Source organism: Marinobacterium iners, from assembly GCF_017310015.1.
In the GTDB taxonomy this organism is placed as follows: domain Bacteria; phylum Pseudomonadota; class Gammaproteobacteria; order Pseudomonadales; family Balneatricaceae; genus Marinobacterium; species Marinobacterium iners.
The window spans coordinates 198558-224218 of record NZ_CP022297.1; the positions used below are offsets into that span (position 1 = coordinate 198558).

General features: G+C 57.9%; 25 protein-coding genes and 1 other RNA gene. 9 read left to right on the plus strand and 17 right to left on the minus strand.

Annotated elements, in window-relative coordinates; all coding sequences use genetic code 11:
* The first annotated feature begins 191 nt into the window (after nt 1-191).
* Nucleotides 192-1739, plus strand: coding sequence for a phosphoenolpyruvate carboxykinase (locus tag CFI10_RS00920; RefSeq protein ID WP_091826304.1), 1548 nt, complete (start codon nt 192-194; stop codon nt 1737-1739).
* A 57-nt stretch (nt 1740-1796) separates the two neighbouring features.
* Here the strand turns inward: CFI10_RS00920 and CFI10_RS00925 are convergent, their stop codons facing one another.
* A complete protein-coding gene (locus tag CFI10_RS00925) occupies nt 1797-2768 on the minus strand; it encodes a hypothetical protein (RefSeq protein WP_206838127.1) in 972 nt (323 codons plus the stop codon).
* Complete coding sequence (gene ppx / locus CFI10_RS00930) at nt 2768-4288, minus strand: exopolyphosphatase (protein ID WP_206838130.1); 1521 nt, start codon at nt 4286-4288, stop codon at nt 2768-2770. The genes CFI10_RS00925 and ppx overlap by 1 nt, the downstream gene beginning before the upstream one ends.
* 187 nt (nt 4289-4475) lie before the next feature.
* Between ppx and trxA the strand changes: the two genes are divergently transcribed.
* The 4 genes from trxA (at nt 4476) to CFI10_RS00950 (ending at nt 8655) form a co-directional block, all read left to right on the plus strand.
* Nucleotides 4476-4802: a thioredoxin TrxA gene (trxA, locus tag CFI10_RS00935; RefSeq protein WP_091826310.1), complete on the plus strand. Its 327-nt coding sequence runs from the start codon at nt 4476-4478 to the stop codon at nt 4800-4802.
* 217 nt (nt 4803-5019) lie between these two features.
* Nucleotides 5020-6279, plus strand: a complete 1260-nt coding sequence (gene rho, locus CFI10_RS00940; protein ID WP_091826312.1) for a transcription termination factor Rho — start codon at nt 5020-5022, stop codon at nt 6277-6279.
* A gap of 113 nt (nt 6280-6392) precedes the next feature.
* Nucleotides 6393-7874, plus strand: coding sequence for a 4-hydroxy-3-polyprenylbenzoate decarboxylase (gene ubiD / locus CFI10_RS00945; protein WP_206838143.1), 1482 nt, complete (start codon nt 6393-6395; stop codon nt 7872-7874).
* Between the two features lie 43 nt (nt 7875-7917).
* The gene (locus tag CFI10_RS00950) at nt 7918-8655 is read left to right on the plus strand and encodes an NAD(P)H-flavin reductase (protein ID WP_242530072.1); all 738 of its coding nucleotides are present in this window, start codon (nt 7918-7920) and stop codon (nt 8653-8655) included.
* A 64-nt stretch (nt 8656-8719) separates the two neighbouring features.
* Here CFI10_RS00950 and CFI10_RS00955 read toward each other — a convergent pair whose 3' ends face one another.
* From CFI10_RS00955 to CFI10_RS01000, 10 genes are all read right to left on the minus strand, one after another.
* Nucleotides 8720-9973: a heme biosynthesis HemY N-terminal domain-containing protein gene (locus CFI10_RS00955; protein ID WP_206838148.1), complete on the minus strand. Its 1254-nt coding sequence runs from the start codon at nt 9971-9973 to the stop codon at nt 8720-8722.
* Complete coding sequence (locus CFI10_RS00960; RefSeq protein WP_206838163.1) at nt 9970-11250, minus strand: uroporphyrinogen-III C-methyltransferase; 1281 nt, start codon at nt 11248-11250, stop codon at nt 9970-9972. Before CFI10_RS00960 ends, CFI10_RS00955 begins: the two co-directional genes overlap by 4 nt.
* Nucleotides 11251-11267: 17 nt before the next feature.
* Entirely contained in the window at nt 11268-12050 is a 783-nt protein-coding gene (locus CFI10_RS00965) for a uroporphyrinogen-III synthase (protein ID WP_206838166.1), read from the minus strand.
* Nucleotides 12043-12981, minus strand: a complete 939-nt coding sequence (gene hemC / locus CFI10_RS00970; RefSeq protein ID WP_091826322.1) for a hydroxymethylbilane synthase — start codon at nt 12979-12981, stop codon at nt 12043-12045. The genes CFI10_RS00965 and hemC overlap by 8 nt, the downstream gene beginning before the upstream one ends.
* A gap of 106 nt (nt 12982-13087) precedes the next feature.
* Complete coding sequence (locus CFI10_RS00975) at nt 13088-13864, minus strand: IclR family transcriptional regulator (protein ID WP_206838168.1); 777 nt, start codon at nt 13862-13864, stop codon at nt 13088-13090.
* 219 nt (nt 13865-14083) lie between these two features.
* Entirely contained in the window at nt 14084-15586 is a 1503-nt protein-coding gene (locus tag CFI10_RS00980) for a CoA-acylating methylmalonate-semialdehyde dehydrogenase (RefSeq protein WP_206841815.1), read from the minus strand.
* 37 nt (nt 15587-15623) lie between these two features.
* Nucleotides 15624-16790: an iron-containing alcohol dehydrogenase gene (locus tag CFI10_RS00985; RefSeq protein ID WP_206838170.1), complete on the minus strand. Its 1167-nt coding sequence runs from the start codon at nt 16788-16790 to the stop codon at nt 15624-15626.
* A gap of 18 nt (nt 16791-16808) precedes the next feature.
* On the minus strand, nt 16809-18164 hold the full coding sequence (locus CFI10_RS00990; protein WP_091826326.1) for a TRAP transporter large permease: 1356 nt from the start codon (nt 18162-18164) through the stop codon (nt 16809-16811).
* On the minus strand, nt 18154-18792 hold the full coding sequence (locus CFI10_RS00995; RefSeq protein WP_206838172.1) for a TRAP transporter small permease subunit: 639 nt from the start codon (nt 18790-18792) through the stop codon (nt 18154-18156). The genes CFI10_RS00990 and CFI10_RS00995 overlap by 11 nt, the downstream gene beginning before the upstream one ends.
* A 77-nt stretch (nt 18793-18869) precedes the next feature.
* Nucleotides 18870-19934, minus strand: a complete 1065-nt coding sequence (locus tag CFI10_RS01000; RefSeq protein ID WP_091826328.1) for a TRAP transporter substrate-binding protein — start codon at nt 19932-19934, stop codon at nt 18870-18872.
* Between the two features lie 251 nt (nt 19935-20185).
* Between CFI10_RS01000 and argH the strand changes: the two genes are divergently transcribed.
* A complete protein-coding gene (gene argH, locus CFI10_RS01005; protein ID WP_091826329.1) occupies nt 20186-21583 on the plus strand; it encodes an argininosuccinate lyase in 1398 nt (465 codons plus the stop codon).
* A gap of 57 nt (nt 21584-21640) precedes the next feature.
* On the opposite strand, the gene CFI10_RS01010 is transcribed toward argH, so the two are convergent.
* Nucleotides 21641-22156 carry a glycine cleavage system transcriptional repressor gene (locus CFI10_RS01010; protein WP_091826331.1) on the minus strand — a complete coding sequence of 172 codons (516 nt, stop codon included), beginning with the start codon at nt 22154-22156 and terminating at the stop codon, nt 21641-21643.
* A gap of 70 nt (nt 22157-22226) precedes the next feature.
* On the opposite strand from CFI10_RS01010, the gene CFI10_RS01015 reads away from it, so the two are divergent.
* Nucleotides 22227-23135, plus strand: coding sequence for an AEC family transporter (locus CFI10_RS01015; protein WP_091826333.1), 909 nt, complete (start codon nt 22227-22229; stop codon nt 23133-23135).
* Between the two features lie 214 nt (nt 23136-23349).
* Entirely contained in the window at nt 23350-23475 is a 126-nt protein-coding gene (locus CFI10_RS19315; protein ID WP_277987738.1) for a hypothetical protein, read from the plus strand.
* On the opposite strand, the gene CFI10_RS01020 is transcribed toward CFI10_RS19315, so the two are convergent.
* The 4 genes from CFI10_RS01020 to CFI10_RS01035 form a co-directional block, all read right to left on the minus strand.
* The gene (locus CFI10_RS01020; protein ID WP_091826335.1) at nt 23465-24058 is read right to left on the minus strand and encodes a 5-formyltetrahydrofolate cyclo-ligase; all 594 of its coding nucleotides are present in this window, start codon (nt 24056-24058) and stop codon (nt 23465-23467) included. The two genes, CFI10_RS19315 and CFI10_RS01020, sit on opposite strands and share 11 nt — an antisense overlap.
* A gap of 8 nt (nt 24059-24066) precedes the next feature.
* Nucleotides 24067-24246, minus strand: a non-coding RNA gene (ssrS, locus tag CFI10_RS01025) — 6S RNA.
* A 93-nt stretch (nt 24247-24339) separates the two neighbouring features.
* Nucleotides 24340-24666, minus strand: a complete 327-nt coding sequence (locus CFI10_RS01030; protein WP_091826337.1) for a cell division protein ZapA — start codon at nt 24664-24666, stop codon at nt 24340-24342.
* On the minus strand, nt 24663-24872 hold the full coding sequence (locus CFI10_RS01035) for a TIGR02449 family protein (RefSeq protein WP_091826339.1): 210 nt from the start codon (nt 24870-24872) through the stop codon (nt 24663-24665). The genes CFI10_RS01030 and CFI10_RS01035 overlap by 4 nt, the downstream gene beginning before the upstream one ends.
* A 165-nt stretch (nt 24873-25037) precedes the next feature.
* Here CFI10_RS01035 and CFI10_RS01040 point away from each other — a divergent pair, with 165 nt between their 5' ends.
* Complete coding sequence (locus CFI10_RS01040) at nt 25038-25646, plus strand: UPF0149 family protein (RefSeq protein ID WP_091826341.1); 609 nt, start codon at nt 25038-25040, stop codon at nt 25644-25646.
* Nucleotides 25647-25661: the final 15 nt, after the last annotated feature.

Sequence of the window (25661 nt, forward strand, 5' to 3'; positions counted from 1 at the left end):
CAGTGAGTTGGAAAGGTGGCCGTAGGATCGGGGAAGATTTTAAATGAGAATGATTCCGGCAGTCCCATCCCGGCGGATTTTGTGCAATAATACGGCCCCAAAAATAACAACCCGAGCTGCGTTAACCGGAACGCAGTGGCCCTTTTTTGCTTTCAGGTAATTGTTTGGCGAACAGCCAAGGGAATCCAGTAATGACCAAAGAAACCGTCACTAGCGTACACGTGAATCTGACCCCGGCTGAGCTGGTCGAGCGTGCGATTCAGCGTAACGAAGGCGTCCTCGCGGACACCGGCGCACTGGTTGTCACCACCGGTCAGCGTACAGGTCGCTCACCGATGGATCGCTTCATCGTCGAAGAGCCGAGCACGTCTGACGTGATCGAGTGGGGCAATATCAACCGTCCTTTCAACGCCGACAAGTTCGACGCACTCTGGACCCGGGTTGAAGAATATCTGACTGACAAGGAACACTTTGTCTCTCATGTGCACGTAGGGGCTGATCACAGTCATTACCTGCCGGTCAAAATGACCACTGAAACCGCGTGGCAGAATCTTTTTGGTCTCAACCTGTTCATCCGTCCGCACGAATACAATCCGAAGAGCAAAGAAGAGTGGCAGATCCTGAACGTGGCTGGCTTCCAGTGTGAGCCTGAACGTGATGGTACCAACTCCGATGGCTGCGTCATCCTGAACTTCGCCAAGCGCAAGGTGCTGATTGCGGGCATGCGATACGCCGGTGAAATGAAGAAAGCGATGTTCTCGGTGCAGAACTTCCTGCTGCCGGAAAAAGACGTGCTGCCGATGCACTGCTCTGCCAACATTGGCGAAGATGGCTCCACTACCCTGTTCTTTGGCCTGTCCGGCACCGGCAAGACCACTCTGTCTGCGGACCCGGAGCGTTACCTGATCGGTGATGACGAGCACGGCTGGGGCAAGGGCGTTGTCTTCAATCTGGAAGGTGGCTGCTATGCCAAGACCATCAACCTGAGCAAAAAGAACGAGCCGATCATCTGGGACGCCATTCGCTTCGGTGCCATCGTTGAGAACGTGGTGCTGGATGGCAGTCGCAAGGCGGACTACAACGATGTATCCCTGACCGAAAACGGTCGCTGCGCCTACCCGCTCGATCACGTCGACAAGCGTTCTGCCACCAACATGGGTGACGAACCGGACTCAATCGTGTTCCTGACCTGTGACCTGACCGGTGTACTGCCGCCGGTATCCGTGCTGAGCAAGGAAGCGGCTGCATACCACTTCCTGTCCGGTTACACCGCACTGGTCGGCTCAACCGAAATGGGCTCTGGCGGTGGCATCAAGTCTACCTTCTCCACCTGCTTCGGCGCGCCGTTTTTCCCGCGTGCTGCGCATGTGTACGCCGAACTGCTGATGAAACGTATTGAAGAGTACGGCTCACGTGTTTACCTCGTGAACACTGGCTGGACCGGTGGCTCCTTCGGTACCGGTGAGCGCTTCAGCATTCCGACTACGCGGGCCATCATCAGTGCCATCCAGAGCGGTTCATTGAAGGATTGCGAAACCGTGCAGTTGGACGGCATCAACCTGGCGGTACCGACAGCGGTTCCGGGCGTTGACACCAAGTTGCTTAACCCGCGTGATACCTGGGCTGATCCGGCCGCCTATGACGCAGCGGCAGCCGATCTGGCCAAACAGTTCGTCAACAACTTCACCAAGTTTGATGGTGTATCCGCCGAGATTCTGGCGGCAGGTCCCAAAGCCTGAAACTGGACTTGATCCAAACGCAACGCCCCGCATGTCGGGGCGTTCTTGTATCCGGGGCTAGCGTTCAGTGGTCGGCGCGACAGAGCGTACCAGTAGTTTTTGCCAATGTGGGTGTTTCAGGGTGCGGCTAAGCAGAGCGATGACCAGCAGGGCGAACCCCAGCCGTGCCCAGAAAATGCCGGACAGATCGGCCCCGACCAGCATGACCAGCAGGGTGTCTTCGATCAGGCTGTGACACAGGCCGAGCAGGCTGATGGCGGCAAAGATATCCGCCGGTGCGATGTCGCCTCGCTCGGCTTCACGAATCAACAGTCCTCCGCCGTAGGCCAGACCCAGCGTCATGCCAATCAGAGTGATTGACAGAGCGCCGGGCGCGATGCCAATTAGTTTCAGTAATGGTCGCAGCAACCATTCCAGCAGACGCTCGATGCCGAGCAGACGCAACAGGCGCAGTGCGGTCAGCAGCAGAACGATGACTCCCGCAGTCCATGCCAGTGTTTTCAACTGGCCTAGTGTCCACCCGAGCAGGCTTGGGTCTTCCGGTTGAGGTACCCAAGGGACGCGATTGACGGCCTGCAGGGTTTCACTGTGCTGATAGAACTGGTGCAGCAGCACAGACAGAACAATGCCGCCACCGATACGCAGCAGCAGTTGTGGAATGACACGACAGCCCGCTTTCTGTGCCACGCGAATCTCAACCGGAAGGTTGTGAGCGCTGAGCAGCAGGGTACCAAGAATGGTGGCCTGGGCGATGCTCCAGTGCTCAGTGCCGGTGGTGGAAAAGAAGATGATAATGCCGGTGTAGATATTGGTCAGCATGGCACTGGCCCAGATCAACCCCGCCTCGGGCGGCAGCCCCATCCAGCCCATCAAGGGCGCAAACAGATGACCCAGCAGTTCAGCAGCCCCCAGTTCAGTCAGCAGCTTGACGATGAGAATGGCCGGAACCATCACTTTGAACAGGGTCAGAATCACCCTGTAACTGTCAGTCAGAATCTCTCTGATCGAATGCAGCAGGGCTCGATACATCAGCTGATCTTGAGCTTGAAATCAATATTGCGCAGGTAGCCGGCTTCCTGCTCCAGGTCAGCCCGGGTCAAGGGATGTTGATCCAACCAGCCCGGAGGGAGTGCCAGCTCGATTCGATGTCCGTCCACATTAAGCCTGAAAGCAGGCAGGCGTGCCTTGCTGCGGCTGCGGTGCAGCAATACCGCCAGCCGTAACAGCAGACAGAGGTAGCGGCAGGATGCTTTCAGAGCAGGCGGCAGGTTGCGAAACTCATCCTTGGGAAACTTGCGTCGGTGGCCCCGCACCAGAAATGCCAGCTGCTGCTGTTCGGGGCGGGTGAAGCCGGGCAAGTCTGAGTGCTGCAGCAGGTAGGCGCTGTGTTTGTGAAACTGGCTGTGGGCTACAGCGAGTCCGATCTCGTGGGTCCTGGCCGCCCAACTCAGCAATTCTCGGTACTCGATATCCTGCAGCTTCCAGGCCTCTGCTGTCTGTTCCAGAGCGGCCAGTGCTGTCGCCTCTACCCGAGCGGCCTGACGCCTATCCACGTGGTAACGCCGAGCCAGTGCGGTGATGGTGCGCTCGCGTACATCCTCATGGCGCAGTCTGCCTGCCATGTCATATAACAGGCCTTCACGAAGGGCGCCCTCTGAAAAACTCATGCTTTCGACGCCCAGAGATTCGAAAATGGCGCCGAGAATGGCGATGCCGGCGGGCAGTACGGCACAGCGCTCAGGCTTGATGCCATCAATCTGAATGCGATCAATATGCCCCACACTGACCAGATACTCGCTGAGCTGTTTCAGTCCACTGGCACTGATCTGGTCATTGCTCAGGCCGAGAGAGATACAGGCCTGACGGGCGGCCTTGATGGTGCCTGATGCTCCTACACTGCTGCTCCAGCCGAGGCGGCGATAGTCACGCCGGATTGACAGCAGCTCCTGCAGGGCGGCTGTGCGTGCCTCTCGCATGGCGGCAGCCGAGATTTCGCCGCCGGAAAAGAACAGGTCGGTATAGCTCACACATCCCATCTGCAGACTTTCACACAGGCGTGGTTCAAACCGGGAGCCGATAATGAACTCAGTGCTGCCACCGCCAATATCCACCACCAGACGTCGGCCGCTATCATCGGCCAGAGTATGCGAGACACCAAGATAGATCAGGCGGGCCTCCTCTCGACCGGCGATGACCTCAACCGGTGTGCCCAGCAGGGCCTCGGCCCGGGCAATGAAGTCATCACTGTTGCGAGCTTCGCGCAATGCGTTGGTGCCGACTACCCGAATCGATTGGCGGGGAAGGTCCACGACCCGCTGGGCGAAGCGGCCCAGACACTCAAGCCCACGTGCCATGGCGTTTTCTGTCAGGCAGCCTTCGGCGTCGAGCCCGGCAGCCAGTTGTACTTTCTCCGACAGTACGTCCAGTGTGCTCAGTTCGCCGGCAAAAACGCGGGCAACGATGATGTGAAAACTGTTGGAGCCGAGATCGATGGCAGCCAGCAGAGAGGTGTCGGCGGTCGTCACGGCAGCCGTGTCCTGTGCGTACATCAGCGATTTTCCCCAATTTACAGCGGTCAAGAGTGCAAAAATACCGGTTAACGGGGGCCGGATGCTACCCTTTTATGATGACAGTCGTGCTGCAGTGTACGACGGACAGGATGTGGCAGGCGTGGGGAGCAGGTGTTATCATCCTGACAATGTCTTAAACGCACCTCGTGCACTGGAGAATCGATCCATGAGTGAAAATATCGTCAATGTGACTGACGCCTCCTTCGAAGAAGATGTTCTCAAGGCTGAGGGCGCTGTGCTGGTAGATTACTGGGCCGAGTGGTGTGGACCCTGCAAGATGATCGCCCCGGTGCTGGAAGAGATCGCCAAGGAATATGCGGGCAAACTGAAGGTTTGCAAATTGAACATCGACGAAAATAATGAAACGCCGCCCAAGTTTGGCATTCGTGGCATCCCGACTCTGATGCTGTTCAAGGGCGGTAATGTGGAAGCGACAAAGGTAGGCGCGCTGTCCAAGTCTCAGCTGGCGGCTTTCATCGACGCCAATCTGTGAGCCTGGCCCGGTGGAAACACGCAGGCTGCGAAACGGTCGCGTTTTTCCACCAGCTTCTGCTGGACAGGTCTTGTTTTACCTTTTATAGTGGTTCCACATACCGGCCCGGCGATCCATTGTCTGGGTGTCACAAGTAAGACCTTAACCTTATTTCTTCCGACTAACCATCCGGTTTCCATCCGTAACCAGCCGACTCTGGGCTGCTTCTCTGAATACTATGAATCTTACCGAACTCAAACTAAAAAGCGTTCCGGAACTTCTGGATATCGCCATCGAAATGGGCCTCGACAACATGGCCCGCTCCCGCAAACAGGACGTGATCTTCGCTATTCTGAAGAAACATGCCAAAAGCGGAGAGGACATCTACGGTGACGGTGTGCTGGAGATCCTGCAGGACGGCTTCGGCTTCCTGCGCTCAGCCGATTCTTCCTACCTCGCTGGCCCTGACGATATCTATGTATCTCCCAGTCAGATCCGTCGTTTCAATCTGCGCACCGGTGACACCATCTCGGGCAAGATTCGCCCGCCGAAAGATGGGGAGCGCTACTTCGCGCTGCTGAAGGTCAACGAGATCAACTATGATCGCCCGGAAAACGCGAAAAACAAGATCCTGTTCGAAAACCTGACGCCTCTGTTTGCACAACAGCGCATGCGGATGGAAATCGGCAATGGCAGTACCGAGGATCTGACGGCGCGTGTCATCGATCTGGTGTGCCCCATGGGCAAGGGCCAGCGCGCCCTGATCGTATCACCGCCCAAGGCCGGTAAGACGCTGATGCTGCAGAACATTGCCAACAGCATCACCCGTAACAATCCTGAATGCTACATGATCGTGTTGCTGATCGACGAGCGCCCCGAGGAAGTGACCGACATGCAGCGCACCGTTCGTGGTGAAGTGGTTGCATCCACCTTCGACGAACCGCCGTCACGTCACGTACAGGTTGCTGAAATGGTGCTGGAAAAGGCCAAACGCCTGACCGAGCACAAGAAAGATGTGGTGATCCTGCTCGACTCCATCACACGTCTGGCGCGTGCCTACAACACCGTTATCCCATCTTCGGGCAAGGTACTGACCGGTGGTGTTGATGCACACGCACTGGAGCGCCCCAAGCGCTTCTTTGGTGCAGCCCGTAATATCGAAGAAGGCGGCAGTCTGACGATCATCGCCACCGCACTGGTTGATACCGGCTCGAAAATGGACGAGGTTATCTTCGAGGAGTTCAAGGGTACCGGTAACTCCGAAGTCCACCTGGACCGCAAGATTGCTGAAAAGCGTGTATTCCCGGCGATCAATATCCGCCGTTCAGGTACCCGCCGTGAAGATCTGCTGACCAGCGAAGAAGAGCTGCAGCGGATGTGGATTCTGCGCAAGCTGCTGGATCCGATGGACGACTCCGCAGCTACCGAGTTTGTGATCGACAAACTGAAGGACTTCAAGACCAATGATGAGTTCTTCCTGTCGATGAAGCGCAAGTAAGCCGAATTCACCTGCTGTAGTGAACCAAGGCGACGAAAGCGGGGTAAGCTAATCACTTACCCCTTTTTTATGTACAGGATGTACCCAGTCGTATTCTTTGGACAGGCGATCCCATGTCGACACCCAAATACAAGGACCTGCGCGACTTCATCAAGATGCTGGAAGCGCGTGGCGAACTCAAGCGTATCCGGATGCCGGTTGACCCGGTACTGGAAATGACCGAAATCTGCGACCGTACCCTCAAGGCCGGTGGCCCCGCGCTGCTGTTCGAGAACCCCAAGGGCTATGACATGCCAGTGCTGGGCAACCTGTTCGGTACTCCTGAACGTGTGGCGCTGGGCATGGGTGAGACGTCGGTAGCGGCCCTGCGAGAGGTCGGCAAGACGCTGGCCCAGCTTAAGGAGCCTGAACCGCCCCGCGGCATGAAGGATGCCTGGGACAAGCTGCCGTTGTATCGTCAGGTGCTGCACATGGGGCCGAAACAGGTGCGTAAGGCGCCCTGTCAGGAGATGGTCATCGAGGGCGATGATGTTGACCTTTACCGTATTCCGATCCAGACCTGCTGGCCCGGTGATGCCGGTCCGCTGGTGACCTGGCCACTGGTGATCACCCGCGGGCCGGACAAGCCGCGACAAAACCTGGGCATCTACCGTCAGCAGTTGATCGGTCGCAACAAACTGATCATGCGTTGGCTGGCCCACCGTGGCGGCGCCCTGGATTTCCGTGAATGGAAGCTGGCTCATCCCGGTGAGCGCTTTCCGGTTGCAGTGGCGCTGGGCGCCGATCCGGCGACCATTCTGGGTGCTGTGACGCCGGTGCCGGATACCCTGTCCGAGTATGCCTTTGCTGGCCTGTTGCGCGGTGGCAAAACCGAAGTGGTTAAGTGCATTGGCAGTGATCTACAGGTGCCGGCCAGCGCGGAAATTATTCTTGAGGGGTACATTGATCCCGAGGAGATGGCGGACGAAGGTCCGTTCGGCGATCATACCGGCTACTACAACGAGGTGGATCGTTTCCCGGTGTTTACCGTAGAGCGGATCACACGGCGCAAGGATGCCATCTATCACAGCACCTACACCGGACGGCCACCAGATGAGCCGGCTATTCTTGGCGTCGCGCTGAATGAAGTATTTGTGCCGATCCTGCAGAAGCAGTTTCCCGAAATTGTGGACTTCTATCTGCCGCCGGAAGGCTGCTCCTATCGCATGGCGGTGGTCACGATCAAGAAGCAGTATCCGGGGCATGCCAAGCGGATCATGTTGGGTGTCTGGTCGTTTTTGCGCCAGTTCATGTACACCAAATTTGTCATCGTCTGCGATGACGACGTCAATGCTCGCGACTGGAATGACGTGATCTGGGCGATCACCACTCGTATGGACCCGCAGCGGGATACGGTGATGATCGACAATACGCCGATCGACTATCTCGATTTTGCCTCACCGGTCTCGGGTCTGGGCTCGAAAATGGGGCTGGATGCCACCAACAAGTGGGAAGGCGAAACCACTCGCGAGTGGGGTGAACCGATCAAGATGGACCCAGCCGTGAAGCAACGGGTGGACGAGATCTGGGATCAGCTGGGTATTCTAGACAACTGATACCGGCAGGCGGCTACGGTTGCCTGCAGCAAGGAGTGATGTTTTGGAAACAAGAGTATGTGATGTGACAGGGTTCGAAGCCCTGAATCAGGATGTGTTTCGGGTTCGGCTGCGTCTGACAGCGGTGGACCCGGAGTCGATGCATTATCGAGCCGGCCAGTATTTGGATATTCTGTTGCCGGAGGGGAAAAAGGCATCCTTTTCCATTGCGTCGGCACCGGATCAAGGGCGAGACCTTGAACTGCATATACGCCAGGTGCCGGGCAGTGAGTTCAATGCCATGATCCTCAGTTATCTGCAAACCAGTCCATCCGTCCAGATCGAGCTGCCCAAGGGTGCTGTAAGCCTGACTATGGCTGACGTAACGCCTGAAACCCGATTTGTATTTGCGGCTGCCAGCACTGGCTTTGCTCAGATCAAGAGCATGATCGAACACCTGCTGGCTAATCAGGCCCGCAACCGGATTGATATTTACTGGGGCGCGCGCATGGAGGCAGACCTTTATCTGGAGAAGCTTCCACAGCAATGGGCGCATGAACATGCCAATGTGCATTTTGTGCCGGTGGTGAGCGAACCCGAAACCAGTCCGGGCTGGACCGGGCGTACCGGGCTTATGCCGGATGCCATTGCCGAAGACCTGGACAGTATCGAGGATCTGGCGGTATATGCCTGTGGCTCACCTGGGATGGTGTATGCCTTGCTGGATCGACTGATGGAAAAAGGGGTGGCAGAGAATCAGGTTCATTCTGACGTGTTTGCCTGGGCGCCGCGACCGGCCTAGTTCATTTTGCTGCCAGTGATATGAAAACGCCCGGCTTTGCCGGGCGTTTTCGTTTGGGGCAGGCTCAATGGCTCTCGCTGTTCGGTGCAGGCAGAGGCAGCGCCGGCAGTGAGTTGTCGAGCTGTTGCAAATCGCGTGTCATCATATCGAGCGCACGCTTGTCTTCGCCCAAGTGATGCAACAGGCGGTACAACTCCTTGAAGGTCTCTGCGTCGGGCTGCAGCTCAAGGCTGCGCTCAAAGTGATTGATCGCCTTGCCCCAGTGTGCGTTACGCATACTCAGGCGCCCCAGTGTCAGCTCCAGACCAGGGCTGTCGGCGTGCTGCTTGAGCCAGCCGCGGGCTATATTCAGTTGCTTCTCGGCATTTTCACCCTGAATGCGGCCATACAACCTGACCAAGTGCTCGTCCCACTGGCGTTTGATCAGGTCACGCAGCATTTTCTCGACTTCCACTTCGGCGCCGATCTCGATCATCAGATCAGTATAGCGGCTGACCAGTACCGGGTTGCGCAGCAGTGGCTGTGGAATGGACTGCCAGCTGCGGCTGAGGCTGCGCAGGCGTTCCTGTGCATCGGCTCCGTCCGGCAGGCTGGAGATGCTGTATTCGAGTTGATGCAGGTGACATTGCAGCTCAAGTTGTTCCAGCTCGTCATCTTTCATCGCCTGCAGTCGCTTTAGCTCCGGTAGAAGCTCGGTAAGGCCTTTCCAGTCCTCCAGCTTCAGATAGGCTTCCTTGAGCAGGCGGATGACATGGGTATGTTTGGGTGCCTGGCGTCGCAGATGGAGCAGTGTGGCCAGGCAGGGTTCCAGTTGACCACGCTCCAGCTGCATTTCTGCCTGAGTGATGCCGATCGCGACCTCTGCCTCGGGGGTTGACTGGCGGGCGCGATTGAGCAGGTCATCGGATGATTTGCTGTCGCCCTGCTCGTGGGCTGCACGGGCCGCCGCAAGATAATTGATGACCGGCAGGTCGGAGCGCTGTGCCGCCTGTGTCAGGTAGCGCTGTGCCTTCCACCAGCTGCCCTCGGACAGCGCCACAAGCCCTTTCAGGGTTTTGCTGCGCGCCAGGCGGTGGTTGCGGTCACTGCGCCAGCTGCGCAGACGATCACCCGGCAAACGGATGTTATGGACCAGGTTGAACAGCCAGTGCAACAGTGCAAAACCGAGTACCAGTATCAGCAACAGCACCCAGAGGCTGGTTTCAACCGAGGTCTGCTGGTATGACAGCAGTACATAGCCTGGATCCTGCACCATCAGCTGGCCAACCCAGGCGCCGGCTACCAGCAGTATTAAAAGGATGATAAACAGTTTTTTCATCTGTTCTGCCCTCCCTCACGCAACTGCTGCATGCGACCGAGATAATCCTTGAGGCTGCTCAGGGAGCCGGAAATGTCCGGCAGCTCTGGTGCCACGTTTACCTCGGAGAGTTCAGCCAGTCCTGTGAGCAGGGCAATAGTGGTGGCATCTTTTGGGTCGAAGTGGGTGGCAATCCACTCCTGCGCCTTGCTCAGGCTGCTATCGAAAGCCTGTTGCTTGCGCTGCAGCAAGGCCATCTGAGCCTGTTCCAGCATCAGATGCAGGTTTTGCTGCAGGAAGAAGGTTTGCTCAGGTGACATCAGCGGCTTGATGGGCTCGTCATGGTGTTGAATCACGATCAGCTGCTCAAACTTGTTTACTGCCTTGTTCCAGCTGGTCTTGAAACCGTCGCCCCAGGACTGCTTGACACTTTCGGGTGTGATCTCTTCCAGCATCTGCGGCAGCTCACGTCGTTCGCTGACGGGTACCACACGCAGGTTGTCCACCTGACGGTTGAGCGCACCCAGTCGCAGGAATACCCCCTCGCTATCCAGTCTGGGCACTGCTTCCAGCGCTGCGATGTCAGCGGCCAACGCCTTGCGTACATCGTAGATGGTAACGTCATCAGTTTCACTGAGAATGGTGTCGGCCGATTTCAGGAGAGTCAGTGCGCCATTCGGAGTCTGTTCCATTAATACGCGCTGATTGGCCAGTCGCAACAGATATTCCACCTCGGCCAGCAACCAGTCTTTGCGGCTGAGCTCACGGCTCGCTGTGACTTGCTGGATACTCCGGGTCAGTCGATCCTGCAGCTCGGCGATATTCTGCGCTTCGGCTTCCGAGCGGGCCTGCAGCTGTCCCAGTTGCTGGTTTACACTGCTGACTGTCTGGGCCACTTCGGCTCGACCATTGGCCAGGGCGGTTTCGACCTGTTGGCTGAGGCGTTCCTGCATCTGGCTGTTCCGTTGTTTCAGTTGCCAGCCTTCCCAAGCCAGATAGCCTCCGCCGCCGAGGGTTATAAGCGACAGCACCAGTGCCAGCTTGCCGGGCCAGGTTGCGCCACAGCGTTTTTCACTTTCAGCCTTCGGCTTGCGTGGGGGCTGTTTGGCAGGTTTGTCGGCAGCTGCGCTGGAGGCTGCATTAGCGTCCTGGTTGACTTCCGGTTTTTCTTTGGTGGTTTCAGCGGCTGATTTGCTGGTATCCGTAGCAGGGGAGTCCTTTGTCTTGCTGCTGGACTCATCGTGTGCGTCAGCGGGCTTATTGGTTGGTTCAGATGAATTGTCGCGGGTTTCTTTCATGCCGGTGGTTCCGATTGTCAGGCGGGTAGCAGTGCTTCGACCATACTGCGGTCGTCCGGTCCCTGTGCTACCCGGATTCGGGTGAATCCCAGCGAACGGGCCAGCTCGGCAAGGCGGGCACTGGGAACGATGATCCGGATTTCAGCCAGGCCTGCATCGGTGCTTCCGCTCAGCGTGAGCAGGTTCTGCAAGGCTTGACCACTGGTAATGAGGATAGCCGATATCGGCTGTGCATAAATAGTACTTTGGATAATGTCGGTCGAATGGGCTGGACAGACGCGCCGATAGATATGGGCATAGTCGACTCGAGCGCCCCGCTGGCTCAGCGTATCGGCCAGCATGTCTCGTCCTCCATCGGCGCGCACAATCAGGAAGCGTTGCGTGGCCACGGACTGCATGGACGGGTCCGCCAGCAGTGTCTCGGAGTCGAAGCCACCCTCGGCATGCCAGGCATGGATGCCGAACTGTTCCAGGGCGTCACAGGTTTGCTGGCCTATACCGATCCAGCGCACGCCAACCGGCAACTGCGGCCAATACTGATCGATCCAGTCGGCCCCGATGCGTGCTGCATTGGGGCTGACAAAAATGACGCCGTCATAGAGATCCAAGTCCAGCATACAGCGTTTGCATTGCTGGTAGTCGGCACCGTCTTCTTCTCCGGTGGGCATGATCTCCAGCAGGGGCAGGCAGACGGGCTCAGCCCCCAGTCCGCGCAAATACGCCACCTGGCCTTCGGCCTGATGTGCAGGGCGGGTCACCAGTATCCGCTGTCCGCACAGGGGTTGTATCGGTTCAGCCACGTTCCTTGTACACCTCGGCCAAAATCTTGTCAGCACCGGCGGCCAGCAAACGATCGGCCAGAGTAATACCCATTGCCTCGGCCTGTTCGCGAGGGCCGCGGATTTCATCGCGCAGTACCTTGCTGCCATCCGGGCGACCCACCAGTCCGCGCAGGAATATCTCATCCCCGTCTTCGCTCAGGGTGGCGTAGCAGCCGATCGGCACCTGGCAGCCACCTTCGAGCCGGCGGTTCATGGCACGTTCGGCCAGTACGCGATCAGCGGTGTCGGTGTGATGCAGCGGTTGCAGCAGTTTGATCAGTTCGGCGTCATCGTTGCGGCATTCGATACCCACGGCACCCTGGCCACCAGCAGGCAGGCTCTCTTCTGGTGACATTTCATGGCGGATGCGATCCTGTAACTTGAGTCGCAACAGGCCTGCGGTGGCGAGAATAATGGCGTCGTACTCGCCTGCGTCCAGCTTGGCCAGTCGGGTCTGGACGTTGCCGCGCAGAAAACGCACTTCCAGGTCCGGGCGGCGCTCACGTATCTGTACTTCGCGGCGCAGGGAAGAGGTACCGACGATGGCGCCTTCCGGCAAAGCATCCAGGTTATCGTACTGGTTGCTGACAAAGGCATCGGTAGGCTGTTCACGTACACAGATGACCGGTAGTCCCAGTCCCTGCGGGAACTCCATCGGCACGTCCTTCATGGAGTGTACGGCGATGTCGGCGCGGCCTTCCAGTAAGGCGTTTTCCAGCTCCTTGACGAACAGACCCTTGCCGCCGATCTTGGCCAGAGGCGTATCGAGAATCTTGTCACCGCGGGATTCGATTTTCAGCAACTCGATATGGATACCGGGGTGGTGGAGCTCCAGTTCTGCCTTGACGTATTCGGCCTGCCAGAGTGCCAACAGGCTGCGGCGGGTGGCGATGCGAATGGTTCTGCTCATGATTGAATCCTTGTCAGCAGGCGGAGCCGAGCCGGAGCGGGCTCCACCGGATCGAGTTGAATGATCGGCAGTGTAACAGAAAGTGGCACAGCGGTTGACTGATGCCTCAGCTCTGCTCTGGTACGCTGATTACCTGCTCTAGTTCATGTGCTGCCTGACGCAGCAGCGGCTCGAATTGCAGCAGGTCATCGAGTGAGCTGCGAATCACGGGGGCGTGGGTGAACAGGCAGGCAACCAGGCGACCTTGTGTATCCTTGACTGGAACGGCCACCGCTACCATGCCGTCGATGAACTCTTCATTGTCGACGGCCAATTGTTGTTCGGCGACATGCTTCAGTTCGTCGAGCAGTTCTGCGGGATCGGTCAGGGTGTTGCGCGCAAACTGTTGCATGGGCAGCTTTTCAAGCATCAACTTGCGTTGACTGGCAGGCAGGTTGGATAGGTAAAGCTTGCCACTGGCCGTGCACCAAGTAGGCGTGTGGCTGCCCACCGGCAGATTGATCTGCAGGGGCCAGTTGGTCTGCACGCGGTCAAAATAGAGCATCTCCGTGCCATCGGGAATCGCCAAGCCAATGGTTTCTCGAATCTGGCCGGAGAGTCCTTCCAGAATGGCGCGGCGCTGGGCCTTGTGGCGGCTGGCGTAGATGATACCAAGCGCAACCTGGTGCAAACGTGCGCCGGGGACGACGAAACCGCGCATGTTGGTCTGCAGAAAACCTTCTTTTTCCAGCGTTTGAATCAGACGATGGCCGGTGGCTTTGGGAATATCCAGTTGTTTCGACAGTTCTGCGGCGGTCATCGGATGGCCGGAGCTGGCTACTGTTTCGATGATTTCCAGAACCCGGAGAATCGAGGAGCCTTTTTCCCTGCGTGTGGTGCTCATAGTGTTAGTCAGGTCCAAGGTTGCAATAGGCATTCAGTATATCGTGTTAACGGGTGGGCATAAAAAAAGCCGCCTCATGGGCGGCAAGAGCAGTACCTTGTTGGGACAGGGCAATCCACTTTATCTGTCGTCGTGGCAAGGCATATCAGGTTGCATGCCTCTGCGGCGACCAGCCAGCCACAGTCTCCCGTCAGGGGCGGTGTGGCTGGCTGCAAACGGTTACTTCATTGTCGGCATTGAGAACTCGGCGCCAGCGCGAATGCCGGTAGGCCAGCGGCGGGTCACGGTCTTCATGCGGGTGAAGAAACGTACACCGTCGGAGCCGTGCATGTTCAGCGGGCCGAATACGGAGCGCTTCCAGCCGCCGAAACAATGGAACGCCATCGGCACCGGAATCGGCACATTGATGCCGACCATGCCGACCTTGACGTTCTCCTCGAACTGGCGGGCGGTGTCGCCGTCGCGGGTAAACAGGGCCGTACCGTTGCCGTATTCGTGATCGTTGATCAGCTGCAGGGCTTCATCGAAACTGTTGACGCGCACGACCACCAGCACCGGGCCGAAGATCTCTTCCTGGTAAATGCGCATCTCGGTGGTGACGTTGTCGAACAGGGTTGGGCCGACAAAGAAGCCGTTCTCGTGGCCGTTTACTGTGAAGTTGCGACCGTCGGCAACCAGGGTGGCGCCTTCCTCTACGCCGCTATCGATGTAGGCCAGGATTTTCTGCTGATGTTCGCGGCTGACCACCGGGCCCATGTGCGGCTCCTTCTCCTGACCCAGTCCGGGACCGACACGCATCTGGCCAATCTCGGTTTTCATCATCTCGACCAGGTTATCGGCTACTTCGTTACCGACACAGACCGCTACCGAGATCGCCATGCAGCGTTCACCGGCGGAGCCGTAGGCGGCACCCATCAGTGAGTTGACCACCTGTTCGGGATCGGCGTCCGGCATGACTACCATGTGGTTCTTGGCGCCGCCCAGTGCCTGACAGCGCTTGCCGTGGGCCGATGCGGTGGCATAGATATATTCGGCGATGGGAGTGGAGCCGACGAAGCTGACTGCCTGCACGCGCTCATCGGTGAGTAGCACGTCGACTGCTTCCTTGTCGCCGTTGACCAGGTTGAATACGCCCGCCGGCAGGCCGGCTTCGGCCAGCAGTTCGGAGATGAACAGGGTGGCGCTCGGGTCTTTCTCGGACGGCTTCATAACGAAGGTGTTGCCGCAGGCGATTGCCACTGGGAACATCCACATGGGCACCATGGCCGGGAAGTTGAACGGTGATATGCCGGCGCAGACGCCCAGTGGCTGCATCAGCGAGTCGGAGTCGATGTCACGCCCTACGTTGAGCGAGTGTTCACCCTTCTGCAGGTGGGGAATGCCACAGGCGAATTCGACCACTTCCATGCCGCGGGTAATTTCGCCCTGGGCGTCGGAGAACACTTTGCCGTGTTCCAGGGTGATCAGCTCGGCCAGCCTGTCCCGGTTTTCGTCCAGCAGCTGCTTGAACTTGAACATGACGCGGGCACGGACCACAGATGGGGTCTTGGACCACGCGGGAAACGCTGCCTCGGCGGCAGCAATCGCGCTGCGCGTCTCGTCGGCGGTGGAAAGGGTGACGGTGCCACTCTGTTCGCCGGTGGCCGGGTTGTAGACCGGGGCGGTACGGCTGGACTCGCTCGGGGTGCGGGTGTTGTTGATAAAGTTAGTCACGTTGGTCATCTGAGTATATTCCTGAGTCTTGTTATAAAAATTATTGTTACTGCTGATTCCAGACAGCGGCATAGAGGTCGATCAATTCATCCACGCTGGGCACGCGAGGGTTGTTGCCGGGAGAGCCTGACGCCAGTGCCTGCTCGGCCATGGTGGTGCGCAGTTCGAAGTAGCGCGTTTCATCGATGCCATAGGCGGCGGGGCTCGGCACTTCCAGCTCCTCGTTGAGGGCGCACAGTTCGGCGATCAGTTTGGCGTTGGCGGTATCGGTATCGTCACTCTGCAGGGCAGCGCCGATGGCGCGGGCACAGTCGGCGTAGCGCTCCGGCGCGCTGTCCAGCGAGAAGGCGGTGACGGTGGGCAGCAGCATGGCGTTGGACAGACCGTGAGGCACATGGAAGAAGGCGCCTATGGGTCGGCTCATGCCGTGTACCAGCGCCACTGAAGCGGCCGAGAAGGCAATGCCGGCCAGGGTTGAACCGAGCATCATCGCCTCGCGTGCTTCCCGGTTATCCGGTTGGTGATAGGCAGTACGCAGGTTCGGGCCGAGCAGCTTCATCGCCGCCAGTGCCTGGCTGTCGCTGTACGGGTTGGCCTTGGCGCTGACATAGGCTTCGATGGCGTGGGTCAGGGCATCGATGCCGGTGTCAGCGGTGACGCGAGCCGGTACCGACAGGGTCAGTTCATAGTCGATCAGCGCGGCAGCCGGCATGAAGCCGAGACCAACGCAGAGCATCTTCTCGTCCTTGTCGGCATCGGTAATGATGGTGAAACGGGTCGCTTCGGAACCGGTGCCGGCGGTGGTCGGGATGGCGATGATCGGCAGGCCCTGCTCGCTGACATCGCGCGGGAACTTGTAGTCGCGCATCTGGCCGCCGAACTTGCCCAGGATCGAGATCGCCTTGGCCGAATCGATCGGGCTGCCGCCACCGAGGGCGATGATCGCGTCGTAATTGCCCGCTTTGACTTTATCCACACCAGCCAGAATCGAGGCTTCAGTGGGTTCGGGCAGGGTGTCGGCAAAAAGGTCGCTGGCAACGCCGGCTTCGCTCAATGCTGCCTGCAGGTTATCCACATAACCCAGCTTGACCATCATCGGATCGGAAATGATCAGTGGGTTGCTGCAGCCCAAGGCCGCCAGTACTTCAGGAGCCTTGCGACTGGCGCCGGCACCTACTTCCATCAGGCGGGGCAGAATGATTCGGTTGCTCATTGTTATTCTCCGAAAGGGTCAGTTTGAATAGGCCATGGAAGGCAGCCAGGTCACGATCTGCTGCCAGTAGAAAACGATCGACAGTCCTACCAATTGCAGTGCGATAAAGGGTAGTACGCCACGGTAGATGGTGCCGACGGTGATTCCCTCGGGGGCCACGCCTTTCATGTAAAACAGGGCGAAACCCACCGGCGGGGTCAGGAACGACGTCTGCAGGCAGACAGCGAACAGGATGGTGAACCAGACCAGATCGAAACCGAGGCCGGACACCACCGGGGCCACCAGCGGCAGGATGATCAGGGTCAGCTCGATCCAGTCGAGGAAGAAGCCGAGTACGAAGGTCACCAGCAGAATGCAGATCACGATGCCGGTGGGGCTGAACGGCAGACCGGTCAGCGCCGATTCGATCAGCTCGTCACCACCCAGGCCGCGAAGTACCAGCGAGAATGCCGTCGCACCGAGCAATAGAGCGAAGATGAACGCTGTGGTCTTGGTGGTCTCGCGGCAGACTTCATAGAGCACCTGCAGGTTGACGCGCTTCTTGATTACTGCCAGCAGGGTTGCACCGGCGGCACCGACGCCGGACGCCTCGGTGGGGGTGGCGATACCGGCGAAGATGGAACCCAGCACCGCCAGGATCAGACCGGCAGCAGGCAATACGGTGACAAACACCTTTGCAACCAGCAGCGGCGTCACCGGCTCTGCGTCGTCCGGGGCTGGCGCGGCCTGGGGACGCAGAAGTCCCACGGCAAAGATGTAACCGATATAGAGCGCGGCGAGCAGCAGACCCGGAAAGAGTGCGCCGAGGAAAAGGTCACCCACCGGCACGCCCAGCCGGTCGCCCATCATCACCAACATGATACTGGGCGGAATCAGAATGCCCAGGGTACCGGTGGAGCAGACAGTGCCGCAGGCCAGTTCGTGGCTGTAGCCCTGACGCATCATCATCGGGATGCCGAGCAGCGCCAGCAACACCACGGACGCACCGATAATGCCGGTAGAGGCCGCCAATAACAGCCCGACGAAGGTGACAGTGATCGCCAGCCCGCCGCGGACGCGACCGAACAGGCGCACCAGGTTGGTCATCAGGTCTTCGGCGATACCGGAGCGGTCCAGCATCAGGCCCATGAAGACAAACATCGGCAGGGCGACCAGCACCCAGTTGGTCATTACGTTCCAGATGCGGGGTACGGTGATTGAAACGTATTCCCAGTCGATGCCGATCCAGGCGTCCCACATCTGGTCGGCCATCATGGAGATAATGGCAAAGATCAGTGCCACGCCGCCCAGTACCCAGGCAACCGGGAAACCGGTGAACAGCAGCACAATAAAGCTGGCGAACATGGTGATGGCGAGAATTTCATTAATTTCCACGGGCTTTCTCCTCGCTGATTCGTATTGTCCGGGGGAAACCGAACAGTAGCGCGCAGACACGGCTCAGGCGTGACAGCATGGCAAGCAGCAGCAGCGCAAAGCCGAGCACCAGTACCGCCTTGATCGCCCAGCGGTAGGGCAGCCCGCCCGGTGCCATGGAAATTTCGCTCATCTCGAAGGAGTACTGCACAAAGGGGATGGTGTACCAGAGTACGACCAGGGCAAAGGGCAGCAACAGGAACAGGATGCCGAGCAGCTCTATAACAGCCTGGGTCTTCAGACCAAGGCGTTCATGCAACAGGTCCACCCTGACGTGGTCATCGAGCACATAGCAGAAGGAGAGGCCGACCAGCCAGCCGATGGAGTAAAGGTGCCACTGCAGCTCCTCCAGCTCGATATGGCCCTCACCGAAGGCGTAGCGCAGCACCACGTTGATCATGATGACCAACATAAGCAGTGGCCAGCTCCAGTGAGCGATGGCTGAGATTGTGCCTATAACCGCGTCGAAGCTGCGTGACAGACGTGTATGGGGCAGCTCGGTGTGATGGATCAGCTGTTCCATGTCGAAGTTGTCAGGGCTTGGTGCCTCGTCGGCGTAGACCGGGGCAGGTGTTGTCAGTTGATTCATGTCTGGACTCCGGTGATACCTGAACAGTAGGAAGGGACGGGCGGCTCCCGCCCCTTCGCTGGCAATTCAGCAGCGCCTTACAGCGATCCCAGCTCTTTCCACTGGTCGTATCCCTGACGGAAGTCCTGAATCGAGGTATACACCTCCTTGAACATCGGGTCGGTGCTCGAAGTTTCCTGCATCACTTCGTTGGTGGCGTTTTCCAGTGCCTCCATCAGTGCAGGGCTCAAGCGGTGCGGTGTTACACCCTTGGCGCCGAAGCCTGCCAGTTTTTCGCCCTGCAGAGATTCGCTGTAGGCCAGGCCGCGGAAAGTGGCGGCGGTACAGGCGGTCTCGATCAGGGTCTGGTTCTGTTTGCTCAGGCCGTTCCAGACATCGGTGTTGACCACCAGATGGGACGCGGTAAACGGCTGGTGCCAGCCCGGGAAGTAGTTGTGTTTGGCGACCTTGTCAAAACCGAGCATCTCGTCGATCGCCGGCGTGGCGAATTCGGTGGCGTCGATGGCACCTTTTTCCAATGCCGGGAAAATTTCACCGCCAGGGATGACCGTGACCGAGGCGCCCAGTTTCTGCAGTACCTTGCCGCCGATACCTGCAAAACGGATCTTCAGGCCCTGGAGATCTTCTGGCGTATTGATCTCCTTGCGAAACCAGCCAGCTGTTTCAGCACCAGTGATGGAGCAAAGGATCGGATGGATGTTATGCGGGGCGTAAAGCTTTTCGGCCAGCTGATGACCACCGCCTTCGTACCACCAGGCGCTGTAGCCCATAGGATCCATGCCGAAAGGCACGGCGGCAAACAGAGCGGCGGCTGGCATCTTGCCCTGATCGTAGGCCAACCAGGCGAAACCGGCGGGAATCTGTTTGTTCTTGACCGCTTCGGTGATTTGAAAGGACGGCACGATTTTGCCCGGCTCGTATACCTTGATCTGGGCTTCTCCGCCACTGGCTTCCTTCAGGGACTCCTCGACCAAGCGAATGGGGTTGCCTAAACCCGGCCAGTTAGTATTGAACACCGCCTGAACTTTCCAGCGCACCTGGTCGTCGGCGGCCTGAATGGCGGTACTGAAACTGGACGCCAGCACGGCGCCGGTCAGCAGGGCGAGTGAGTGTTTGGTCAGGGAGCGTGTGAACGGTTTCATATCAGTTCCTTTTTGTTATTTTGAGACTATAAGTCTCGTTATTTATGATATTGCCTTGAGGTTATGTCAATTAAAATGAGATTTAAAGTCTCAAAATAATACTAAAGTATTGTGGTTGGGTGGTTTTGGCTGGCCAGCAACCGGAATCGGTATTGACCATGCTGTTGGTCGGAAAGGGCTGTATAATCAACTCATCGACATTCACCGGTCCGCTTGTTTGGGCCGATTCAGCGTCAGCGAGGTAGAGGTGTATGAGCAAAGAGACCAATCAGCAGTGGGGCGGCCGCTTCAGTGAGCCAACCGATGCATTCGTCGCCCGTTTCACCGCTTCGGTTGATTTCGACAAGCGTCTTTATCGGCACGATATCCAGGGCTCAGTGGCGCACGCACGTATGCTGGCGAAGGTGGGGGTGCTGACCGAGGAAGAACGTGACGCAATCATCCGTGGCCTGGGCGAGATCCGGGTCGAGATTGAGCGTGGCGAGTTCGAGTGGTCGGTGGAGCTGGAAGATGTTCATATGAACATCGAGGCTGCACTGACGAAGAAGATCGGCATCACCGGCAAGAAACTGCATACCGGTCGTTCGCGCAATGACCAGGTCGCCACTGACATCCGTCTCTACATGCGCGACGAGATCGACCTGATTCTGGCCGAGGTCAGCCGCCTGCAGCAAGGACTGCTGAATCTGGCCGAGCAGGAAGCCGATACCATCATGCCCGGCTTCACGCACCTTCAAACCGCCCAGCCGGTTACCTTCGGCCATCATCTGCTGGCCTGGTTCGAGATGCTGAGCCGTGACTATGAGCGCTTTGCCGACTGCCGCAAGCGCGTCAACATCATGCCGCTGGGGGCCGCGGCTCTGGCCGGTACAACTTATCCGATTGACCGACACTACACCGCCGAACTGCTGCAGTTTGATGCTCCGGCGGGCAATTCCCTGGATGCAGTGTCCGATCGTGATTTCGGCATCGAGTTCTGCGCTGCTGCCAGCCTGCTGCTGATGCACATGACCCGGATGTCGGAGGAGTTGGTACTCTGGACATCGGCCCAGTTCAACTTTATCAACCTGCCTGACCGTTTCTGCACCGGCTCTTCCATCATGCCGCAGAAAAAGAATCCGGACGTGCCTGAGCTGGTACGAGGCAAGAGCGGCCGCGTTTACGGCCACCTGATCTCACTGCTGACGCTGATGAAGTCCCAGCCGCTGGCGTACAACAAGGACAATCAGGAAGACAAGGAGCCGCTGTTTGACGCTGTGGACACGGTGAAGGGCTGCCTGCGTGCCTTTGGTGACATGGTGCCGGCTATCGAGTCGCGTAAGGATCAGATGCGTGAAGCGGCGCGCCGTGGTTTCTCCACCGCTACCGATCTGGCCGACTATCTGGTTCGCAAGGGCGTGGCCTTCCGTGATGCCCACGAAATTGTCGGGCTGTCCGTCGCCTACGGCATCAAGACCGGCAAGGACCTGTCCGACATGACACTGGAAGAACTACAGCAGTTCTCCGATGTGATCGCCGATGATGTGTTTGCAGTGCTGACGCTGGAAGGATCGGTGGCGGCGCGTAACCACATTGGTGGCACGGCACCGGATCAGGTGCGGGCAGCGGTGATTCGCGGTCGTGACCTGTTGGCGGCGCGTGCCGACTGAAAATGACGCGGTGGTCGAAGAGCCGCCAGTTTGGTGGCTCCAGTCTTGGTTTTGCTGTCAGCGCAGGGTGATGTCCACCATCAGATCACCGGCGATCGCTTCCAGTGCCTGCTGCAGATCATCCGGATCCAGGTCTGCCGGGGCCAACAGTTCTGCCTCGGCCTTGAACAGCTCTTCCGCCGACATTGAGCCAGAGGTCAGCTCGGTGCTCAATCGTTCTACATTGATGTGTCGTGCGGCCAGTGCCTGTGAAATCTCGCGCACAATACCCGGTTTGTCATGCCCCACCAGCTCCAGTGTCATCGGCTGCATCTCGGCTACGGGTGGGGCGTCTTCGCTGCGCTCCGCCGTGACTCTGAGTCCCTGTGTTTGCAGCGCTTCCAGTGCGCTGATCAGTGCCTCGGCCTGTTCGTTGGGCACTTGAGTGATCAGAATGCCGGCGAACTTGCCACCCAGGCGTGACATGCCCGACTCCAGCCAGTTACCCTGATGCTCGGCAATGGTGCGGGACAGCAGTCCGACCAGCCCCGGCTTATCCGGTCCGATGACCGTAAGAACCAATGATGTCAGCATTATATGCAGCCTTTGTTGGTAATGGTTGAGCAACCTGTGTTGCCGTCTCTTGTAGGGGAATGTATATCAGATGCAGCCGATAATCATCGCCCTCTGGCCTGTTTTTGCGCTCCTGCTGCTCGGCTTTCTGGCTCGTCGCAGTGGATTTCCAGGTGAAGGTTTCTGGCAGCCGGCAGAAAAGGCGACCTATTATGTGCTGTTTCCGGCTTTGCTGGTGGAGCGTCTGGCCAATGCCCAGCTGGCAGGTGACGACTCCATTCGGCTGGCGGCACTGGTTGTGGTTGTGTTGGTTATGGCCGCTCTGTTCTGTTGTGCCTGCAAACCGCTGTTGCGTCTGACGGTACCTGCCTTCACCTCTTTTTTTCAGGGCAGTGTACGCTTCAATACCTATGTTGCGCTTGCTGTCACTGCGGCGCTGCACGGGTCAGAGGGCATCGTGCTGGCGGCGGTGATAACGGCCGTGATGATTCCGCTGCTGAACCTGTTCAGCGTCCTGGCTTTTGCACTGACTTCCGAGCAGGCGTTTTCGCCGCGTCAACTGCTGATGACACTGGCTCGAAATCCGTTGATTCTGGCTTGTCTGCTGGGTATTGCGTTGAGCCTTTCGGGCGCTGCTTTGCCTTTGGGTGTAACTTCGGTGCTGGAGCTGTTGGGGCGTATGGCGTTGCCAATGGGGCTGCTGGCGGTGGGAGCCGGATTGGACTTGCGGGCCTTGCGTGGCGGCGGCAGGGCACTGGTCGCGGCCAGTCTGATCAAGCTTCTGTTTTTGCCGCTGCTGGCGTTTGCGCTGGCCGGGTTGTGGCAGCTGGACCTGCTGACAACCAGTGTAGTAGTGATATTTGCGGCCGTACCGACGGCCACTTCGGCCTATATTCTGGCCCGGCAGATGGGCGGTGATGCCGAGTTGATGGCGGGCATCATTACGGCACAGACGATGATTTCAATGCTGACGCTGCCCGTAGTTTTGATTCTTCTTTAAAAGTGTCGCCAAAAAAATACCTTATTTCATCCATTTTTCGGCACGTTTGGCGACATATCCCTGAAGATATAAAAAATAGAGGTTAAAATCCGGAAAAGTGCCGCCAAAGGGGTTGAAAAAAAAGCTGCGTGTGAAAGACTAGCGTTTGTCACATGATTATGCTGACACTTAAAGCATAACTTTAACTGCAACCATCGGATAACTGCTGACGATCATGAATAAAAGCCCGGATCTGGTATTGGTACTCGTGATTGTGTTCATAGTAGGTGCCGTAATGACTGGCATCTCACAGAGCGATCTCCAACTGGCCACCATGGTGCAGCAGGTTTTCAACAGTTGATGGCGTAAACCCGCGAGTCTGTCGCGATCGCGTCCAGCGGAACGTCCCACCTTTCTATCGGTAGCTGATTCACTCGTTGCAACTCGTGTGCAAGCCCCACCAGTTTTGGTCCGCGCATGCCATTGCCCTTCAGGCGGAAGGCAAACGTCCGGTCATAATAGCCTCCTCCCATGCCCATACGGCCACCATCGGCTGAAAACGCCACTAGCGGCAGCAGTACCAGATCCAGTGCCACAGCAGGGCGAACAGGCTTGCCCTGAAGTACAGGCTCCAGAATACGGTAGCGATTGAGCTGCATCCGGGTCGTTGTGGCGTAGGGGGTAAACCAGAGTCGGTTGTGCCGGATCGGGTGCAGTACCGGTAGATAGAGCGTTTTGCCAAGCGTGCGGCAAAGGGTTATCAGTGGTCGGGTATCGATTTCGCCATCGTTGGGCAGATAGATTGCCACATGGCGAGCCTTGGCAAACCAGAGTTGTCGGGCGAGGTTTCGAGCAAGGCAGCGACCGGCTGTGCGCTGTTGCTGGGGGGTAAGTGCCCGTCTTCGGGCCCGCATTTCGCGGCGGAGTGTTTTGCGATCCTGCATGATGTAAAAGGCTTCCCGGAGTGCCGGTGTCGGTCGTGGCCCTGAACCCTAAGGTTCAGAGTGGAAGCGCTTACTGATATATCAGGCTTTCCGTCAAGCGGACATGCTCACAATACCAGTTGAGCGCTGCCGGGGTATTGCTTATCGGCTCGAGGGACTTGACCGACTGTCGAACACTCCAGGAACCTGATTTCATTATACGCGTGCTTGTCTGAATGTCAGCTCTTGTAATTCTTTCTGCTTCTGCTAAGGATGCTTAAAATTATGAAAATAAAGTGTTTTCAGGATGATGAAGAGTTTTCATTCGCTTTGGAGGTGTTGTTGCGTGCCAGGCTCTGGTCAATTTTCTGCCCCAATCGGCGCAGGTTGACCTCTACTGCCTGACGCTGTTCCTCTCGGCTTTTGATCAGCTCGTGCGACATATTCAATGCGGCCATAACAGCGATCCGCTCAAGGCCGATGATCTTGCCTGAGTGACGTATATCGAGCATTTTCTGGTTCAGGTAGTCGGCAGAGGCCAGTAACTCCGCTTCGGCTCCGTCCGGGCAGCTGATGGTATATTCCTTGTCGAGCAACTTGACGGTGACAGTGCGTGCGTCTGCGCTCATGAGTTCTGCTCCAGTGCCTTGAGTCGCTGTATCATGCCTTCAACCTTGCTGCGGGTCTGGTCATTCAGCTGGATCAATTGAGCACGTTCTTCGCGCAGACGGGTGTCCTGTTCGCGCAGCGTGCTGTTTTCAAGCTCAAGCTGTTCTACCCGCGCAAGCAGCAGGTCAATCTTGTGTTCCAGTGCGTTGAAATAATGTTCGGTCATGCCAGGCCCCATGCAGTATGCGCTGACTATAAACAGCCGTTGCGACAGGGTCAATCTGACACGCATGGCCCTGTATAGGGCTAAATGCTAGCATAGAGATCAATGCAGTGCCGGCCCTCTCCGGATACCCTCTGTAAAAACATGACCCGAACCGGATAGATCAATATGACAGATGAACAGGCCCCCGTAATCGAGCTGCCGGATTTTGACACTTTGGCTGACCTGCTGGTGGAAGAGGGATTGCTGACCCTTTCCCCCGCTGAGCTGCACGGACTGCTGTGCGGCCAGGTAGCGGCCGGTGCCCGGTTTGATCCGGTCACCCTGTTTGCCCGTATCGGCGAGCTGCTGGATCTGGAGCCGTTCAGCCGAGAGCTGACGCGTACTGGCATCATGCAGCTGTATCTGGCCACGCTGCAGCAGCTGCAGGCCCCGGACTTCAGCTTTGAACTGGTCCTGCCGGATGATGACCAGCCACTGGCGGGGCGTGCAGATGCGTTGGGTTTGTGGTGCAGCGGTTTTCTCAGCGGTTTCGGCCTGCAGGAACGCAAGGGTAGCCAGGGGTTGTCGATCGAAGGCCAGGAAACCCTGCGAGACCTGGCTCAGATCGTTCAGATCACAACGGCTGCCGATGCCGAAGCGGAAGAAGACGAAAATGACCTGATGGAAGTGCAGGAATACGTACGCATGGCGGCATTACTGGTGTTCAGTGAATGCAATGAGCCGGATGGGCAGCCGAGCGATGCTGCAGCCGAAACAGCGCCTGTTCTGCACTGACCGGAGGAAAGCCAG